Genomic DNA, 16,288 nt, shown 5'->3' with positions numbered 1-16,288 from the left:
CCATGACCGATACCGAGAAGTCAGCCGTTACTGAAGCGGAAAACGCCCAAGAGCCCAAGAAGAAAAGCTTTTTCACCCGCTTTAAAGAGTCCTTTGTCGGCTCTGAGGAAGACCTGGCGGCGGCAGAAGGTTTTATCGCCGACGAAGAAATCGCGCCCTGGCAACACATTGAACTGTCGCCCGAAGAGCAGGCATCGCTGCTGGTTAAATTCAAGGAAGGCCTGAGCAAAACCGGCGCCCAACTCGGCGAGGGCATGGCCAATCTCTTCCTTGGCCGCAAAGAGATCGACGACGAGCTTCTCGACGAAATTGAAACCCATCTACTGATGGCCGACGTTGGCGTGGATGCCACCACCGAGATTATCGACAATCTCACTCGCCGTATGTCGCGCAAGGAACTGGATAACCCCGAGGCCTTGTATGTTGCCCTGCAAGAAGAGCTGCGGGTGCTACTGGAGCCTGCCGAACAAGAGCTGGTTATTCCCGACAAAACCGGCCCCTATGTCATTTTGATGGTAGGCGTAAACGGCGTGGGCAAGACCACCACCATTGGCAAATTAGCTAAGCAATTCCAGGCCGGTGGCCGCTCGGTCATGCTCGCCGCTGGCGATACCTTCCGCGCCGCCGCCGTTGAACAACTGCAAGTGTGGGGCGAGCGCAATAATGTGCCGGTAATCGCCCAGCACACCGGCGCCGACAGTGCCTCGGTACTCTTCGATGCCCTGCAAGCGGCTAAATCGCGCGATGTCGATGTGCTGATCGCCGACACCGCGGGTCGCCTGCACAACAAAGACAACCTTATGGAAGAGCTGAAAAAGGTGGTGCGGGTACTCAAGAAACTCGACCCCGATGCCCCCCACGAAGTGATGCTGGTACTCGATGCCGGCACCGGCCAAAACGCCCTGTCGCAAGCCAAACACTTCCAGGAAGCGGTAGGTGTGACCGGCTTAACACTCACCAAGCTTGATGGCACCGCAAAAGGCGGTATTGTATTCGCCATATCCAAGCAGCTCGGCCTGCCCATTCGCTTTATTGGTGTTGGCGAAGGCATTCTCGACCTGCGCCCATTCCGCGCCGATGAATTTGTCGGCGCCCTGTTTGGCTGGCAACGCAAGCAATGATCCAATTCGAGCAGGTCTGCAAACGCTACCCCGGCGGGCATCAGGCGCTGAACAACCTCAGCTTCCACATGCCCCATGGCGATATGCGTTTTTTAACCGGCCACAGCGGCGCCGGTAAAAGTACCCTGCTCAAACTCATTATGGTGATGGAGCGCGCCAACAGTGGCCAGGTGCTGGTCGACGGGCGCAATGTTTCCAAGCTACCGGCGCGCCACATCCCTGAATTGCGCCGCAAGGTGGGCGTGGTGTTTCAAAACCACCAGCTGCTGTTTGATCGCAGCGTCTTTGACAACGTCGCCCTGCCACTGGTCATTGCCGGCTACGGCCATCGCGATATCGGCCGACGGGTGCGCGCAGCCCTCGACAAAGTTGGCCTGCTCGACAAAGAACGGCAGAACCCCATCACCCTGTCTGGTGGCGAACAGCAGCGCGTAGGCATCGCCCGCGCCGTGGTGAACAAACCCAAACTGCTGCTGGCCGACGAACCCACCGGCAACCTGGACCCGCAACTGTCCGCAGAAATCATGCACCTGTTTGAACAATTCAATCAGGTGGGCGTGACCGTGCTCATCGCCACTCACGACCTCTCGCTCATTGCACGTATGCCCTACAAATTGCTCAGCCTGCGCCAAGGCCAACTGGTTAGCGCCGGGGGCAGCCATGAGTAAATCCAAACAAAAGGGCAGCGGCGCCAGTAAACTGCCCAAGCGCCGCCTCGGCCAACTGCAAACCCCGGCTAAGCCTTCACGGCGCGAATTGAGCGGTGCCAAAACCCACCGCACCCGCTTCAGTGACCAGTGGCAAAGTTACCGCAGCCACCACCGCCAGGTGGCCGGCGAAAGCCTGCGGCGCCTGTTAAAACGCCCCCTCGCCACATTAATGACCACACTGGTGATCGCCATCGCCATGGTGCTGCCCGCCGGTTTATATGTCGGCCTGAACAACGTTGAAGCCGTCAGCCAAGGCTGGGATGGCGCCGCGCGATTGTCGGTGTTTTTAAAATTCAGCGTCAGCGATCAAGACGCGCAAAAACTGCGCCAGCAACTCGCCGACCGTAAAGACATTGCCAGCGCCGAATACATCTCACCCAGTGAGGCATTGGAGGAATTCCGTCGCCGCAGCGGCTTTGGCGACGTGCTCGACCAGCTGGACAGCAACCCCCTGCCTGGCGTTCTGGTACTGAGCCCCACCGCAGAAAACAGCAGCCCTGAAAAAATAGAAGCCCTGCGCGACCAGCTAAACGCACTGCCGCAGGCCGACCTGGTCAAGCTGGACATGGAGTGGCTGCAACGCCTGAACCGCATTACCGATATCAGCCGCCGCCTCACCCTGGCCCTCGCCGCCATGCTCGCGGCAGGCGTGCTGCTTATCGTGGGCAACACCATCAAACTGGCCATCGAAAACCGCCGCGACGAAATTCTGGTTGTGAAACTGGTCGGCGGCACCAACGCCTTCGTCCGCCGCCCCTTTCTTTACATGGGCTTCTGGTACGGCCTGTTCGGCGGACTGCTCGCCTGGTTGCTACTCGCTTCCAGCCTGCTCTGGCTAAGCGGCCCGGTCAAAGAACTCGCCGGGCTCTACAACAGCAGCTTCAGCCTACTCGGCCTCGGTGTGCTCGATAGCCTGATAATGTGGGCCAGCGCTGCCGGCCTTGGTCTACTCGGCGCACTCCTCGTCGTTGGCCGAGAACTCCGCGCCATCGAACCCAAATAAATGATTAGAAAGCGGGCCTGAACGCGACAAACCTGCACCACCTGGAGAACAGCGTACCGCCGCCTTTGTAGGACAGCGTGCCCCGCGACCACAGGGAGTGCTTTGGGTAGCGGTTTTAACCGCGATAAGGGCTCCAACAGCGCTCATCGCCATCAGCGTTTTGGGCACAGAACCTGCGCGAGAGTATGGGCGTTTTGGCTGGCGGGCCTGACCACAAACGCCCTTCACAACTATCAGACCAGTAATAAAAACGTTCTGCACAGCGCGTAGTTCAGGGCTGTTTACCCTTCTGCTCGACAGGAGGATTTACCATGACCCAACGAAATTGCTCGTCGCTAACCCACACCCCCGCCACGCCAGCCCCAAAAAAAGCCACACCACCCGGTTGGTACAAGCCGCGTATTCGCGTGGCTACCTCGGGCGATGGCGCTCCGCGAGTGTACAAGCGCTACCCAATGCCTGGGGCTGCCGCGAATGCCTATTTCCGCTTGCTCGCCACGCACGAGTTTTCCATGCTAAAGCAAATGGACCACTTTTCTTTTACCCCAAGCTCGCCGCGCCTTAACTCGGCAAGCTTAACCTTGAGTTACTCCTACCTCCGCGGCACGCCGTTAAAAAGCTGGCCGCGCCATACTCCGCTACCGGCGGAATTTTTCCGGGCGTTAATCGCTGCAAGTCGTCAGATGCATCAGCATCAACTGGTCCACCTGGACCTCGGCAATGCCGGAAATATTTTGGTTTCGCCGTCGCAACAGCCTTTAATTATCGACTTTGGATCTGCCCTCAATACCTCACGCTTACCTGCCGTGATCCGCTGCTGGATGATGAGAAAAGACACCCTCGGCATTCTTAAGCTGTGGTACAAATTCAGCCGCGAGACCATGCCAAGCGCGCATCAGGAGTACTTTCTGCGTCACTACCGTAAAAACATTTACACGCCCAAACGTTTAAAGAAGGCCCTGAAGCGCCTCATTTTGCGCAAGTTCGGCGTTGCAGGTCGTTGATACAACGACGGCATATTCGCAATCAGCAAAAAAGAAAAAAGGCGTATGGAAAAGGGGGAAACCACATACGCCAAGCAGGGAGGTAGAGGGGAAAGGCTTAAGCGGCTATTTCGACCACTTAGCAATTAAACGATCAACGGAGATTGCCCCCGCGCCATGCACTACGATGTAGGCGGCAAGCAAACCCCACACAAGGTGATACAACTCGGCCGCTGGCGCGATCGCCTCCAGGCTGATAACCGCGACAAAATTGATAATAAAAATCCCAGCCGCGGCCGTTAGCGAATACAGCCCGAGCACTAACATCACCGGCAGCACCAGCTCGCCAGCGGTCGCAAGGAATGCCGCCACGCCGGCACTGAGCAAGGGCACGCTGTATTCCTCTTCAAACAGAAACAGCGTGGTTTCCCAGTCATCAATTTTGGTTAATCCCGACTTAAAAAATACCGACGCCAAATACAGCCGCGCCGCGAGTAACAGTAGCGGCGAAAGGTGCTGTACCCAGCCCCGCACTCGTTGTTCTAACATTGCTGATGTTACGACTAGTGTCTTCATTGTCTTCTCCTGTTAGTTGACGCCCTCAGCACCGACGACGGCGCCGCTAGCGACCATTGTTTGTAGCCATGCAAGCAGCTCTGCCTCCGGCCATGCGCTTTGCGCAAACAAGCCCGCCACGCTATCGCCGCGCTGGATGGCTTTGAGCAAAAGCAGCTGCTGTTGAGAGATCTCTTCCACCCGCACCTGCCAGCCCGAGCGAGTAACCAGTACCGCTTGTCCCTGCCCATGCGACAGCATGACCTTGGCGCGGCCGAAGGCGACAGTCTCTTGTGGATTCGGGTGCTTGTGGGCGTGCCAGATATGCGAGACGGGATAGCGCGAGACAAAAATAGCCAGCGCAGTATTCAATACCAAACGGCTTGTCTCAGCTTCCTGTGCCAGCCGCGCAAAGCTGTCGGCATTGGCCAGCGCAAGCGCCGACTCCGCCACCTTCATCACAGCGTTATCTAGCTGCGCCACATCGACCAAGTAGTGAACCTGTCGCTGCAAACTGTGGCCCACCAACCAATCTGCCAGGCACTCACCAAACGCAGACCAGTCGCCACCGCGATTCGCCGCTGCACGCAAATACTGCACAGCCAGCGCCGCAAAAGTCTGCTCGCCCAGCAATCGCTTTACCGTGGGGTAACGGCTTGCCAGTGCTCGCTCTGCCCTCGCTTCCACGCCCTGGCGATAAAGCGCTAAGCCAGCGTCGTTATTTGACGAGGTGAAGGCCAACGGCGCACTTGGTAGATCGCCGCTATCGGACACTGTCTCGCCATAGATCGCCGCCAGAACACGGCTTTGCGTCTCAGCCAACATCGACCCGCCCCTCGGCATGAATGCCCTGCATCAGCGCCCGCGCTTGATCCGCTTCGGCCACCAATCGCTCCAGGCTCGGCAGATTGTTATCCCATTCCAACAAGGTAGGGCGCGGGCCAATGCCTTGCAGCGTTTGTCGATAACACTGCCAACCAAGCTCGGAAACCGGGCAGGCATGATCGTCGATAAGCGTCTCCGTAGGGCCCACCTCGGTCGCGCCGGCCAGGTGAATCTCTACCACCGCCCCATGATCCAAGTCGGCGAGGTAGCGCTGCACAGCGGCGCCGACACCGTCTTCAGCGGCATTTCGGGCGTTGACCATCACATTATTCACGTCTAGGATCAGCCCACAGCCCGTGCCTGCAACCAGTTCATTCAAAAATTCCGCCTCGCTAAATTCACCCGCGCCCACATTGAGATAGGCACAGACATTCTCGATCGCCACCTGCCGCCCCAAGGCTTGCTGCAGCCGGTCTATATTGGCGATAGCATGTCGCAGACTCTCGCGGGTATAGGGAATGGGAAGAAGATCCCCGCCGTGCACCAACCGGCCATTCACTTCGCCCCAGGCAAAGCAGAGGTGGTCCGACACCAACACCGGGTTGGTAGCGTCCACCAATGCCTTCAGCTTTGCCAGGTAATCATCAGGGATCGCCAATACTGAGCCCACACCAGCGGATGTGCCGTGCAAACTCACCGCAACATGTTGCGAAAGCTCGACCAACAACTCCTTGAGCATTCCTCCGGCGGCAAAAAAGTTTTCGGAATGCACCTCGACAAAATCCACCGACACACCCGTCTTCACCGCGTGAAGGAAATGCTCGGGACGCAGCCCGATGCCCACAGCCCTGGCACCCTGATGAACCTGCATCGCCCTAGCCCTGTTGCGCGACGATTTTCTTGGCAGTAGCTTTGTCGAAGCCACCCAAACTTTCGCAAGTGCCTTTAGCAACCAGCTTCCATTCGCCGGGGTCGTTCGCCACCTTGGACTGCCCCGCGCAGGAATGGGTGCCCGCAATATTGCCGCAGTCATTGCCGCCCACTGGCGATATGCCGTAACACTTTTCCTTGCCACCGGCATAGGCGGCCGGACTCACCACCGCCCCAGACAGTGCCACAGCCAAAGCAGCGCCTATCATCAATTTCTGGTTCATTGCATTTACCTCTTTTGGTTAATGCCCCGCTGTCGGGGCAGTACAGCCTTTCAAGTGCGGCGCAGTAACACCGCCGCGAAATTACAATTCAGAAGCCGCCACATTTTGAATGTCACGCCATACATCGTTGGCTGTGTCGATATAACCCGGCGCATCGGTCAACCAGCGCTTTTGAACGTCTTTGTTCAGGTTGAGGTAGAGCTTGTTATCAACAATTTTCCACGCCGTCGGATCGGTATCGAGCTTCTTTTCCACCGATACACCAAAGGCACAGAAGCCGCCGTACTGCGGCGCATACGCAGCGGGGTTGTCGCGAAACATATTGCGGTTGCCCTCACTCACAAAGTGATAGATGGCATTCTTGTAAGTTGCGGAATAGCGCGGCGATCCCTTTTTAGGTTGCGCTACGGTAAAGTAGGCCACAGGGTCATAGCCCTTAATGGCCACATCATTCGCATCGGCGTTCATATCAATGTCTGCAGCAAAGCTTGATAAGGACGCACCGAAAGTTGCCACGGCCAATAAGGTGTTTAATTTCTTCATGGTAGACATAAGATTGTTCCTGTTCGTTAATGGATGACTACGATGAATACATTACGCTCGGCCCGCCGGTGTTAATGGGTAGATCGTTCAAACTTTTGTGCAATTCATACGGAGTACACGCATGGACAGGCTGTCGTATTTACTGGACCACCTCAACGTGAGTGCAGGCGTGTTCTTCACTGGCCAGCTATGCGGCCTGACCAACTTTGAAGAGAAAGATGTTGGCCATATCCACGTGCTGCGCTCAGGAACGATGGAAGTCATCGGCAGCGACAAACAAAGGCTCAGCATTGACGAACCCTCGATGATTTTTTCCACCCGTAGTCATCGCCACCAACTCGTGGGACAGGAGAACAATGGCGCGGAACTGGTCTGCGCCTCGGTGCGCTTTCAAACCGTAAATAGCAGCCCGGTTGTCGATGCTTTGCCAGCACTGGTCACCCTTCCGCTGGCATCTGTGCGCGGGCTCGATACGTTTATTGAGGTGTTATTCGCCGAGGCCGATGCCCAGCAGGAAGGTAGCCTGGCAGTAATGAACCGGCTGATGGAAGTGATCTTTGTTGCCGTGCTGCGCCATATTATTTCTGAGGGGGAGTCATCCAAGGGTATGCTTGCGGCACTGGCCGACCCACATTTAAACCGCGTGCTCAGTTATATCGGCGAGCAGCTAAATGGTGATTTATCCGTAGAGCACTTAGCCAACATCGCCGACATGTCTCGCTCCTCGTTCATTCAGCATTTTAAGTCGCTACTCTCCGCATCGCCCGGTGAGTTTGTGCAACACGCACGTATTACCGCCGCCAAAAAGCTCATCCTAAAAGACAAACCCATGTCTGTCATTTGTCATAACGTCGGCTATGACGATGCCTCTGGCTTCTCACGCGCGTTCAAAAAAAATACCGGCATCACGCCACGAGAATGGAAAAAACTACACCTTATTGCGTCCAGTAATCACTCAAAAAACCTAGGGCACCTCTGACTAATTCGGTAATGGCTCAGCGGAGTCTCTGGCGTGCACTGGCGAGGCGCAGCGCGAAGGTCAAGGGTGGTTCTCCTTGACGAGTGTTGCAACGACGACCAGAGTGCGCCAGAGACCCGCCCTTCGGGGCTTTGCCTTATTTCGCCTGACGGCGTTGCGCCCACTTGAAAGGCAACCTACTGCATGAGCGCGCCTTGCCAAACGAAATAAGGCAAAGCCTGAGTTATCATCGAATTAGTCAGAGGTGCCCTAGAATAAGCTAGGCAGTTTTACCGCCAATGTAGCGAATGGTATTCACAAAATGTTGCGAATAATTGGCCATTCGTCGTTTTTACTACGCGCTTTATTCATTACTTATCCCTAAGTCTATACATCACAAATTGTGATAAAAACCATGCTCGCTAGTTATTATTAATTAGCAATTCGCTGCACGAAACTCCGCTCATCGACCCATTACCGATGCTGAGCGGAGCCATGAAAACACCACTTATTATTTTAGCCAGTGCGCTGATCCTACTCATCTACACACCAATTAGCTTTGCCGAAAAAAGCATCGCCGTGTCACTCGACAATGACTTATTCGCCCCCAGGCAAACCGACCGAGACTACACGGCGGGCATTGCCGTGAAAATTTTCGATGACAGCAATATCGCTCAACTACCCGCCCTCGACCGCGCTTTAGCCGCCGCTGACAAACTTGCCGGTGGCAGCGCAATTCTTAACGCCAAACAAAACCACACGGCGCTAGAATTTGGCTTCTACGGCTTTACCCCGGAAGAGATCGACAACGCGCACATCATTCCCAACGACCGCCCCTACTCCAGTCTGATTTACCTATCGGCCAGCCGCGCCTATCAAGCGGCGAACAGTCTTAATGGCTGGACGAGCTCTCTCACCGTGGGCGCACTGGGCCTCGATGTTTTCAAAGCCTCACAAAACACCGTGCACCGGCTGGTTGGCAGCAAGCGGGCCGACGGTTGGCGGCACCAAATCTCTGACGGCGGCGAATTAACAGCGCGTTACTCGCTGGCTTATCACGACTACACCAGCCTCAACAGCCAGCGCACAAAACTAAAGCTCAGTTATTATTCGTCGCTCGGCTATCTTACCGAGGCGGGTATCGCGCTTTCCTTTCGCGACGGACTGATCTCCTCGCCCAGCAATCGCTTTAACCCGGAGCTAGCCCACTACGGTGAGCACGCCACCGATACAGGTGGCGGGCAGAGCCGCGAACACTATTTCTGGGCGGGGGTCTCCCTAAAGGCACGCGCCTACAACGCGTTTCTGCAAGGCCAGTTCCGCCAAAGTCGCCATACCATCAGCCACGAAGATGTGCGCTATCTATTGGCCGAGGCCTGGCTGGGCTACACCTTTGCATTGAGCCGTCACTACACACTCAGTTATGTGGCGCGGGTGCAAAGTTCGGAAATACAAGGCGGAAAGGGAGACCGGCTACTAAGTTGGGGCGGCCTGGTGTTGAGCCGAACGCTGTGAAGGAGCGCTAGCCGTGCTGGGAACAGTCGCGCCCTCGCGCCGCCATTGCCTGCTGCCAACACGCTGTGGCGATACTTTCAATTTGCTGGCGCATCCACGCAATGCCCTCGTCGCGATCATGGCGGCGGTGCCAGGCAAGATGGATAGCAGTCTCAGGAACACTCAGCGGTAATTCAGCGATGGTAATACCCTCGCGGAACGCACAGTCGCTGGTGATCACCTCAGGAATTGCCGCAATCAAATCAGAATGCCGCAGTAATTCAGGCACCGCCGAAAAATGATTGACGGTAACGGCAATGCGGCGCTCCTCCCCCAACACGCTCAGCGCGTCGTCCACCACACCATGCGCATCACCTGACATCGTTGCCAGTAAATGGCGAGCGCGCAGAAATTGCTCAAGCGCAATTTCTGTCTCAGCCAGAGGGTGACCACTGCGCATTGCCAACACATAGCCGGTGGAAAATAACGAGTGGCTACGCAGGCTGTGGTCTTGCTCGTCGATAATTCCAACCAATAAATCTACGCTGGCTTCGCGCAGTTGCTCCACCGCGGTGCTGGGTGAAAACGACACCGCATGTAAATTAATGCCCGGCGCGTTGCGCTGCAATGCACAAACCAGTGGCTGCCACACCATTTCCAGAATTAAATCGGTAACCGCAACCCGAAAGGTGCGAGTAGAACTTGCCGCCTCAAACGCTTGCACATCCACTGCCGCAGCCAACTCATCAATTGGCCCACGCACCTGATTCCACAAACTTAGTGCAAAGGCCGTTGGCGCAATCGCCCGCCCTTTCTTCACAAACAGCGGGTCGTTCCACACCGACCGCATCCGCGACACCGCATTTGACACCGCGGGCTGCGTCATACCCAAGCGCTCGGCAGCACGCGTGATCGACCGCTCAACCATAATCGCATTGAAAATATGCAATAAATTGAGTTCCTGGTTCTTCATCACCCCGTTCCCATTAGCGGCAACACCCGCCAACAGTAAACCATTTTTCAAAAACGTGCGTCTCTTGTAGGAGCGGGCCTGACCGCGACCAATCCACAACCCCTACCGTTCGCTCAGGTCGCCCTCAGGCGGGCTCCTACAAAAACACGACGCCGTGACCCGTAGGACAGCGTGCCCCATGACCGCAGGGAATGTTTTGGGTAGCGGGCCTGACCGCGACCATCCCCTAACCCACTCTATCTACCGATATCCGTCTGGGTTATTGCTCTGCCAGCGCCAGGTGTCTTCCATCATCTTCTCAAGGCTACTCTCAGCTGACCACCCCAATAGGCTTTTGGCTTTATCGGCATTTGCCCAGAAAGCGGGCAGGTCACCACTGCGGCGCGGCGCAAATTTGTAAGGCACGCTCTGACCAGTCACCGCAGTAAATGCATTCACCATCTCCAGTACCGACACCCCGTTGCCCGTACCCAGGTTGATCGCATGTAAACCCGTTTCTTCCAATGCCTGCAGCGCGCGGCAGTGACCGTCGGCCAAATCCACTACATGTAAATAGTCGCGAATACAGGTCCCATCCGGGGTGTCGTAATCATCACCAAAAATTGCTAACTCTGGCAATTTACCTACGGCAACACGGGCGATAAATGGCATCAAATTATTGGGAACGCCCAGAGGGTCCTCACCAATTAACCCCGACTTATGGGCACCAATGGGGTTGAAGTAACGCAGCGCTGCCACTGACCAACGTGCATCAGCAATGCACAGGTCAGCTAACACACGCTCCACCATCGCTTTCGACGCGCCGTATGGGCTGGAGGGCTGCCCCAGCGGCATGGTTTCCACGTACGGCACCGGCGCGTCGGGGCCATACACCGTAGCGGATGAACTGAACACTAACTTGAACACCCCGGCATTTGCCATCGCCTGGCACAACACCAAGGTGCCATTCACGTTGTTGTCGTAGTACCTCAGCGGCTGATCAACACTCTCGCCCACCGCTTTTAACCCCGCGAAATGAATCACCGCGTCGATCGCATGCTCTGCAAACAACGCCGACAGCGCGCCCGCGTCACGCACGTCGCCCTGAACAAATACCGGTGATTTACCGGTGATCTTCTCGATGCGATTCAACACCTCGGCATTGCTGTTTACCAAGTTATCCAGCACAACCACGCTGTGGCCTTGCTCCAACAACTCAACAACAGTATGGCTGCCGATATAGCCCGCACCGCCTGTTACCAAAATCGTCGCCATACCTTACAACTCCGTATTTCTATAATTGCCATCGGCCAAACATCGCACGCCCCGCGACCTGTAGGAGCGGTTTTAACCGCGACCAATCCTCAACCCTACCGCTCGCTCGGGTCGCCCTCAGGCGGGCTCCTACTTTGGGTAAGTCGCTCCTACAAAATCATCTCCGCACCAAACACAAAAAAGCCCAAACTACGCGCGCAGCTCGGGCTTCTTGAAGGGCTTTAAGTGCTACTATTTTGGCACACGACCATAGCGGTCTTCAAAACGCACAATATCATCTTCACCCAGATAAGAGCCCGACTGCACTTCAATCAGCTCCAGCGGGATCACACCGGGGTTCTCCAATGCATGAACAACACCAACAGGAATATAGGTCGACTGATTTTCCGTCAACATGATTTCTTTATCGCCATTGGTCACTTTTGCAGTACCCGACACAACAATCCAATGCTCAGCGCGGTGGTGGTGCATTTGCACCGATAACTTCGCGCCAGGATTCACGGTAATACGCTTAACCTGATAGCGCTCGCCATTATCAATGGAATCGTAAACGCCCCAAGGCCGATGAACATGGCGGTGATGCAAAATCTCGTTGCGCCCCTCCGCCTTTAATTGCTCAACAATTTTTTTCACATCCTGTACTTGGTGTTTATCTGCCACCAGGACTGCGTCATTGCTTTCCACCACAACCACATCTTTCAAGCCGACAGTGGCCACCAGGCGACTCTCCGCACGAATATAGCTACCGTTAGTATTGTGGGTCAGCACATCGCCATGCACGACGTTATCGTCGCCGTCACCCTCACTCACTTCCCACAGCGACGACCACGCACCTACATCGCTCCAACCCGCCGACAGCGGTACGACAACCGCCTTGGTCGTTTTTTCCATTACCGCGTAGTCAACCGAATCATCCGGGCAGGCAGTAAAGGCATCCTTACCCACACGTAGAAAATCAGCATCTTGGCTACGCTCGGCAAATGCGGCCTCACAGGCAGCATAAATATCGGGCCGATGGGCCTTTAACTCTGCTAAATACGTATCCGCGGCAAACATGAACATGCCGCTATTCCAGTAGTATGCGCCATCATCCAGGTAGGATTGCGCAGTCTCTGCATCCGGTTTTTCTACAAACTGCGCTACCGAATAGGCACCGCCCTGCTCATCACCACGGCGAATATAACCGTAACCGGTATGCGCACTTTCAGGCACAATACCAAACGTAACTAAAGCACCACCCTCAGCCTGCTTTGCCGCCTCAGCGACCGCCTGATGAAACGCGGGCACATCTTGAATCAAATGGTCTGCCGCCATCACCAACATTAATGGTGACTGCCCCTCGTTGCGCGCAAGCAGATCAAACGCCGCCAAGGCGATGGCCGGGGCAGTGTTACGCCCTACCGGCTCCAATATAATCGACGACAATGCACGTCCCGCATCCTGGGCTTGCTGAGCAACGATAAAGCGGTGCTCCTCATTACAGATCACCGTGCTACCGGAAACCTCCACACCGTCTAACCGAGCCAGCGTTTCCTGCAACATGGTTTGCTCGCCAGCAATCGAAAGAAACTGCTTCGGATACAGCCCCCGACTAGCTGGCCATAAACGGCTACCGCTACCACCAGCCATAATTACTGCGTACATCGAGCTTCCTCTCGTCCTGTATAAGAATGTAATTTCAAAATTTTAACGCTAGCTAACAACGCCTGCTTCGACCCGTAGGACAGCTTGCGCCGTGACCGTAGGGAACGTTCTGCGTAGCGGACCTGACCGCGACACCTACCCGTGTAGGAGCGGTTTACCCACTGCACTTCCTGCGGTCGCGGGGCACACTGTTAACCGCGATAGGGGCCCAATAAAGTCTACCTACCCTTCAACAACCCTCACACTGCGCCCACGACCGATGCCGTAATACGCCAAGCCATAGCCCTCAACAAGCTCTGGCTCATATTGGTTGCGACCATCCACAATAACGGGGTGGGTCAACGATGACTTCACTAGCTCAAAGTCCGGCGCCTTAAACACGTTCCACTCCGTACACACAACCAATGCATCTGCGCCATTTAGAGCTGCCTCCTTGGTACCCATCAAGGTCAAATCTGCTCGGTGCCCGTAAATACGCTGAGTTTCATTCATCGCCTCCGGATCATAGGCCTGAACACTCCCGCCCGCTGCCCATACCGCTTCCATTAACACACGGCTCGGCGCGTCGCGCATATCGTCTGTATTCGGCTTGAAAGAAAGTCCCCACAGGGCAATTTTCTTGCCTTGTAAATCGCCATTGAAGTGCTGAGACAAGTTCTCAAACAATTTACATTTCTGCCGCTTATTCACCGCCTCAACAGAACGCAGCAACTCCGGCATGTAACCCACCTTTTCAGCGGTGCGCACCAACGCCTGAACATCCTTAGGGAAGCACGATCCCCCATAGCCGCAGCCGGGATAAATGAAGGAATAACCAATACGGGGGTCAGAACCAATGCCCTGGCGAACCTTCTCCACATCGGCACCCAGGCGCTCAGCAAGGTTCGCAATCTCGTTCATAAAACTGATTTTAGTTGCCAACATGCAGTTGGCTGCGTACTTAGTCAGCTCCGCCGAACGCACATCCATCACAATCAACTTTTCATGATTGCGGTTAAACGGCGCATACAACTCACGCATCTTCTCTTCAACGGCGGAGCTGTCAGTGCCTACGATAATACGGTCCGGCTTTTGACAATCGGCTACTGCTGCACCCTCTTTCAAAAACTCTGGGTTAGACACCACGTCAAAAGGAATAGCAACGCCACGCTCTGCCAGCACCGAGGCGACACACTCGCTCACCTTGTCTGCCGTACCGACAGGTACCGTAGACTTGTCCACGATAATACGGTGCTCTTCCATGTGGGTAGCAATAGTCTTAGCAACGGCCAATACATACTGGAGATCTGCAGAACCATCTTCATCAGGCGGCGTACCCACCGCAATAAATTGAATACGGCCATGCTTAACGCCCAGCTCAGCGTCAGTCGTAAACTGCAAGCGCCCCGCCTCAACATTAGCCTGCACCAATGGTGTTAAACCCGGCTCATAAATCGGGATAATGCCTTTTTTGAGATTTTCCACCCGTTCGGCATTCACATCCACACATACAACATTGTGACCAACGCCGGCCAAGACCGCAGCTTGTACTAAGCCCACATAACCAATGCCAAAAACTGTTACTTTCATATATAGTCCAACCAGTAAGGCCTTAATCTTCTATCGCTAAACCGCATAGGTGGAGCTAGTATTAAACGTAGCTATTCCGAGCATCCCGAAAATAATCTTTAGTATGAGCATGTACTTCATCACTCGTCAAAAGTTCGGGCTCCCCATACCATTTATAAAAGCTATGTTGTTCAGAAGGTAACGACTTCATATCAAAATCACTAAGAGTCAACTCAAACCCTATAACCACATAATGCGTAGGTGGAGAATCACCGAAGACACTATCACCATAAAAATGTTGATATACACCAAGAAATTTTGCTTGATCTATCGAACCACCTTCGATACCTAACTCAGCATTCAATAATCTTTCGTAAGCAATCGCAATGGTCTCATTCTTCATAATCCGCCCCCCCGGAACAAACCAAAAGCCTTTAGCCGGCCGATTGGTTCGTTGCCCAAGCAACACCTTTTTTGAAGAGTCACGTATGACCAAGTCAATAGAGACAAGAGGTGCCCCGGCAACAATTGCCTCAAACTGTTTTTCATCGAGCCACATTAACGACGAAACCTGTCCTGATTAGCGAGAAACCACTGATACGTTTCAGCCAAACCCTCTTGCAAACTGGTCTTAGCCTCCCACCCCATCGCTTTTAGGCGAGACACATCCATTAACTTTCTGGGAGTTCCGTCCGGCTTTGTCGTGTCGAAAACAATCTCGCCCTTAAACCCAATTACATTGGCCAATGTAAAAGCCAACTCAGCAATAGTACAATCAACCCCGGTACCCACATTTATGTGTGAAAGCATCTCTTTCGTATTATTCTGGTAAGTCTCGCGATCAAGATTCATCACGAACACAGAAGCCGCCGCCATATCGTCTACATGCAAAAACTCCCTCATGGGCTTCCCGGTTCCCCATACAACCACCTGCTCAGCACCATCTTGTGCTGCTTCATGGAAGCGTCGCATCATTGCAGGAATGACATGGCTATTTTCTGGGTGAAAATTGTCATTTTCACCGTATAGATTGGTTGGCATAACGCTTCGATAATCCACACCGAACTGGCGGTTATATGACTCACAAAGCTTTATACCCGCAATTTTTGCAATCGCATAAGGCTCATTAGTCGCCTCCAAAACGCCGGTCAGCAGCGCCTCTTCGCGCATCGGCTGATCGGCCATCTTAGGATAAATACATGACGAGCCAAGAAACAACAGTTGCTCAACGCCAGACTCATAAGCTGAATTAATTATGTTCGCCTCAATCATGAGGTTTTCGTAAATAAACTCAGCGGGATAAGTGTTGTTTGCCATTATGCCGCCTACTTTCGCAGCCGCTAAATAGACCTGATCAATAGCATTACTTTCAAAAAAATTGTGGACAGCGGCTTGGTCAGTTAAATTCAGTGCAGACCGATCCCTAACGAGAATTTCGCAACCACCCAAAGCCTCTAACTGCCTACAGATCGCCGACCCCACCATACCGTTGTGGCCGGCAACAAAAATACGCTTCATATCAG

17 protein-coding genes are annotated in these 16,288 nt (G+C 54.5%); 6 read left to right on the top strand and 11 right to left on the bottom strand.

The window, feature by feature from the left end:
- Positions 1 to 2 precede the first annotated feature (2 nt).
- From ftsY to B3K78_RS11470, 4 genes are all read left to right on the top strand, one after another.
- On the top strand, positions 3 to 1,121 hold the full coding sequence (gene ftsY / locus B3K78_RS11485) for a signal recognition particle-docking protein FtsY (RefSeq protein ID WP_286695576.1): 1,119 nt from the start codon (positions 3 to 5) through the stop codon (positions 1,119 to 1,121).
- A complete protein-coding gene (gene ftsE / locus B3K78_RS11480; RefSeq protein ID WP_027875171.1) occupies positions 1,118 to 1,789 on the top strand; it encodes a cell division ATP-binding protein FtsE in 672 nt (223 codons plus the stop codon). Before ftsY ends, ftsE begins: the two co-directional genes overlap by 4 nt.
- On the top strand, positions 1,782 to 2,834 hold the full coding sequence (gene ftsX, locus B3K78_RS11475; RefSeq protein ID WP_286695575.1) for a permease-like cell division protein FtsX: 1,053 nt from the start codon (positions 1,782 to 1,784) through the stop codon (positions 2,832 to 2,834). The genes ftsE and ftsX overlap by 8 nt, the downstream gene beginning before the upstream one ends.
- A 311-nt stretch (positions 2,835 to 3,145) precedes the next feature.
- Positions 3,146 to 3,838 (top strand): RIO1 family regulatory kinase/ATPase domain-containing protein, encoded by a 693-nt coding sequence (locus tag B3K78_RS11470; RefSeq protein ID WP_286695574.1) that lies wholly within the window; start codon positions 3,146 to 3,148, stop codon positions 3,836 to 3,838.
- Between the two features lie 105 nt (positions 3,839 to 3,943).
- Here B3K78_RS11470 and B3K78_RS11465 read toward each other — a convergent pair whose 3' ends face one another.
- From B3K78_RS11465 to B3K78_RS11445, 5 genes are all read right to left on the bottom strand, one after another.
- Positions 3,944 to 4,393 carry a DoxX family protein gene (locus B3K78_RS11465; RefSeq protein ID WP_286695573.1) on the bottom strand — a complete coding sequence of 150 codons (450 nt, stop codon included), beginning with the start codon at positions 4,391 to 4,393 and terminating at the stop codon, positions 3,944 to 3,946.
- Positions 4,394 to 4,405: 12 nt separating this feature from the next.
- Positions 4,406 to 5,197, bottom strand: a complete 792-nt coding sequence (locus B3K78_RS11460; protein WP_286695572.1) for an HvfC/BufC N-terminal domain-containing protein — start codon at positions 5,195 to 5,197, stop codon at positions 4,406 to 4,408.
- Positions 5,187 to 6,068, bottom strand: a complete 882-nt coding sequence (locus B3K78_RS11455; RefSeq protein WP_286695571.1) for an MbnB/TglH/ChrH family RiPP precursor modification enzyme — start codon at positions 6,066 to 6,068, stop codon at positions 5,187 to 5,189. Before B3K78_RS11455 ends, B3K78_RS11460 begins: the two co-directional genes overlap by 11 nt.
- 4 nt (positions 6,069 to 6,072) lie before the next feature.
- The gene (gene bufA1 / locus B3K78_RS11450) at positions 6,073 to 6,351 is read right to left on the bottom strand and encodes a BufA1 family periplasmic bufferin-type metallophore (protein ID WP_027875178.1); all 279 of its coding nucleotides are present in this window, start codon (positions 6,349 to 6,351) and stop codon (positions 6,073 to 6,075) included.
- Between the two features lie 81 nt (positions 6,352 to 6,432).
- On the bottom strand, positions 6,433 to 6,903 hold the full coding sequence (locus B3K78_RS11445; RefSeq protein ID WP_286695570.1) for a YHS domain-containing (seleno)protein: 471 nt from the start codon (positions 6,901 to 6,903) through the stop codon (positions 6,433 to 6,435).
- A gap of 112 nt (positions 6,904 to 7,015) precedes the next feature.
- On the opposite strand from B3K78_RS11445, the gene B3K78_RS11440 reads away from it, so the two are divergent.
- Both B3K78_RS11440 and B3K78_RS11435 read left to right on the top strand, forming a co-directional pair.
- Positions 7,016 to 7,873 (top strand): AraC family transcriptional regulator, encoded by an 858-nt coding sequence (locus tag B3K78_RS11440; RefSeq protein ID WP_286695569.1) that lies wholly within the window; start codon positions 7,016 to 7,018, stop codon positions 7,871 to 7,873.
- Positions 7,874 to 8,347: 474 nt separating this feature from the next.
- Positions 8,348 to 9,367 carry a lipid A deacylase LpxR family protein gene (locus B3K78_RS11435; protein ID WP_286695568.1) on the top strand — a complete coding sequence of 340 codons (1,020 nt, stop codon included), beginning with the start codon at positions 8,348 to 8,350 and terminating at the stop codon, positions 9,365 to 9,367.
- A 7-nt stretch (positions 9,368 to 9,374) separates the two neighbouring features.
- Here B3K78_RS11435 and B3K78_RS11430 read toward each other — a convergent pair whose 3' ends face one another.
- From B3K78_RS11430 to fcl, 6 genes are all read right to left on the bottom strand, one after another.
- Positions 9,375 to 10,370, bottom strand: coding sequence for a LysR family transcriptional regulator (locus B3K78_RS11430; protein ID WP_286695567.1), 996 nt, complete (start codon positions 10,368 to 10,370; stop codon positions 9,375 to 9,377).
- Between the two features lie 189 nt (positions 10,371 to 10,559).
- A complete protein-coding gene (gene galE / locus B3K78_RS11425) occupies positions 10,560 to 11,573 on the bottom strand; it encodes a UDP-glucose 4-epimerase GalE (protein ID WP_286695566.1) in 1,014 nt (337 codons plus the stop codon).
- 231 nt (positions 11,574 to 11,804) lie between these two features.
- The gene (locus B3K78_RS11420) at positions 11,805 to 13,217 is read right to left on the bottom strand and encodes a mannose-1-phosphate guanylyltransferase/mannose-6-phosphate isomerase (RefSeq protein WP_286695565.1); all 1,413 of its coding nucleotides are present in this window, start codon (positions 13,215 to 13,217) and stop codon (positions 11,805 to 11,807) included.
- 222 nt (positions 13,218 to 13,439) lie between these two features.
- The gene (locus B3K78_RS11415) at positions 13,440 to 14,786 is read right to left on the bottom strand and encodes a UDP-glucose dehydrogenase family protein (protein ID WP_286695564.1); all 1,347 of its coding nucleotides are present in this window, start codon (positions 14,784 to 14,786) and stop codon (positions 13,440 to 13,442) included.
- Between the two features lie 61 nt (positions 14,787 to 14,847).
- On the bottom strand, positions 14,848 to 15,324 hold the full coding sequence (locus B3K78_RS11410) for a GDP-mannose mannosyl hydrolase (protein ID WP_286695563.1): 477 nt from the start codon (positions 15,322 to 15,324) through the stop codon (positions 14,848 to 14,850).
- On the bottom strand, positions 15,324 to 16,283 hold the full coding sequence (gene fcl, locus B3K78_RS11405) for a GDP-L-fucose synthase (protein ID WP_286695562.1): 960 nt from the start codon (positions 16,281 to 16,283) through the stop codon (positions 15,324 to 15,326). Before fcl ends, B3K78_RS11410 begins: the two co-directional genes overlap by 1 nt.
- Positions 16,284 to 16,288: the final 5 nt, after the last annotated feature.

The sequence above is a fragment of the Spongiibacter sp. UBA1325 genome (assembly GCF_002306875.1).
Lineage (GTDB): Bacteria > Pseudomonadota > Gammaproteobacteria > Pseudomonadales > Spongiibacteraceae > Spongiibacter > Spongiibacter marinus.
This window is presented reverse-complemented; position numbering and strand designations above follow the sequence as displayed.

What these genes read in the sequence shown, in the direction of transcription:
- ftsE (WP_027875171.1), top strand. Translation starts at nt 1,118, where the DNA reads ATGATCCAATTCGAGCAGGTCTGCAAACGCTACCCCGGCGGGCATCAG.
- ftsY (WP_286695576.1), top strand. Translation starts at nt 3, where the DNA reads ATGACCGATACCGAGAAGTCAGCCGTTACTGAAGCGGAAAACGCCCAA.
- B3K78_RS11440 (WP_286695569.1), top strand. Translation starts at nt 7,016, where the DNA reads ATGGACAGGCTGTCGTATTTACTGGACCACCTCAACGTGAGTGCAGGC.
- fcl (WP_286695562.1), bottom strand. Translation starts at nt 16,283, where the DNA reads ATGAAGCGTATTTTTGTTGCCGGCCACAACGGTATGGTGGGGTCGGCG.
- galE (WP_286695566.1), bottom strand. Translation starts at nt 11,573, where the DNA reads ATGGCGACGATTTTGGTAACAGGCGGTGCGGGCTATATCGGCAGCCAT.
- B3K78_RS11435 (WP_286695568.1), top strand. Translation starts at nt 8,348, where the DNA reads ATGAAAACACCACTTATTATTTTAGCCAGTGCGCTGATCCTACTCATC.
- B3K78_RS11470 (WP_286695574.1), top strand. Translation starts at nt 3,146, where the DNA reads ATGACCCAACGAAATTGCTCGTCGCTAACCCACACCCCCGCCACGCCA.
- B3K78_RS11445 (WP_286695570.1), bottom strand. Translation starts at nt 6,903, where the DNA reads ATGTCTACCATGAAGAAATTAAACACCTTATTGGCCGTGGCAACTTTC.
- B3K78_RS11415 (WP_286695564.1), bottom strand. Translation starts at nt 14,786, where the DNA reads ATGAAAGTAACAGTTTTTGGCATTGGTTATGTGGGCTTAGTACAAGCT.
- B3K78_RS11465 (WP_286695573.1), bottom strand. Translation starts at nt 4,393, where the DNA reads ATGAAGACACTAGTCGTAACATCAGCAATGTTAGAACAACGAGTGCGG.
- B3K78_RS11460 (WP_286695572.1), bottom strand. Translation starts at nt 5,197, where the DNA reads ATGTTGGCTGAGACGCAAAGCCGTGTTCTGGCGGCGATCTATGGCGAG.
- bufA1 (WP_027875178.1), bottom strand. Translation starts at nt 6,351, where the DNA reads ATGAACCAGAAATTGATGATAGGCGCTGCTTTGGCTGTGGCACTGTCT.
- B3K78_RS11455 (WP_286695571.1), bottom strand. Translation starts at nt 6,068, where the DNA reads ATGCAGGTTCATCAGGGTGCCAGGGCTGTGGGCATCGGGCTGCGTCCC.
- ftsX (WP_286695575.1), top strand. Translation starts at nt 1,782, where the DNA reads ATGAGTAAATCCAAACAAAAGGGCAGCGGCGCCAGTAAACTGCCCAAG.
- B3K78_RS11410 (WP_286695563.1), bottom strand. Translation starts at nt 15,324, where the DNA reads ATGTGGCTCGATGAAAAACAGTTTGAGGCAATTGTTGCCGGGGCACCT.
- B3K78_RS11420 (WP_286695565.1), bottom strand. Translation starts at nt 13,217, where the DNA reads ATGTACGCAGTAATTATGGCTGGTGGTAGCGGTAGCCGTTTATGGCCA.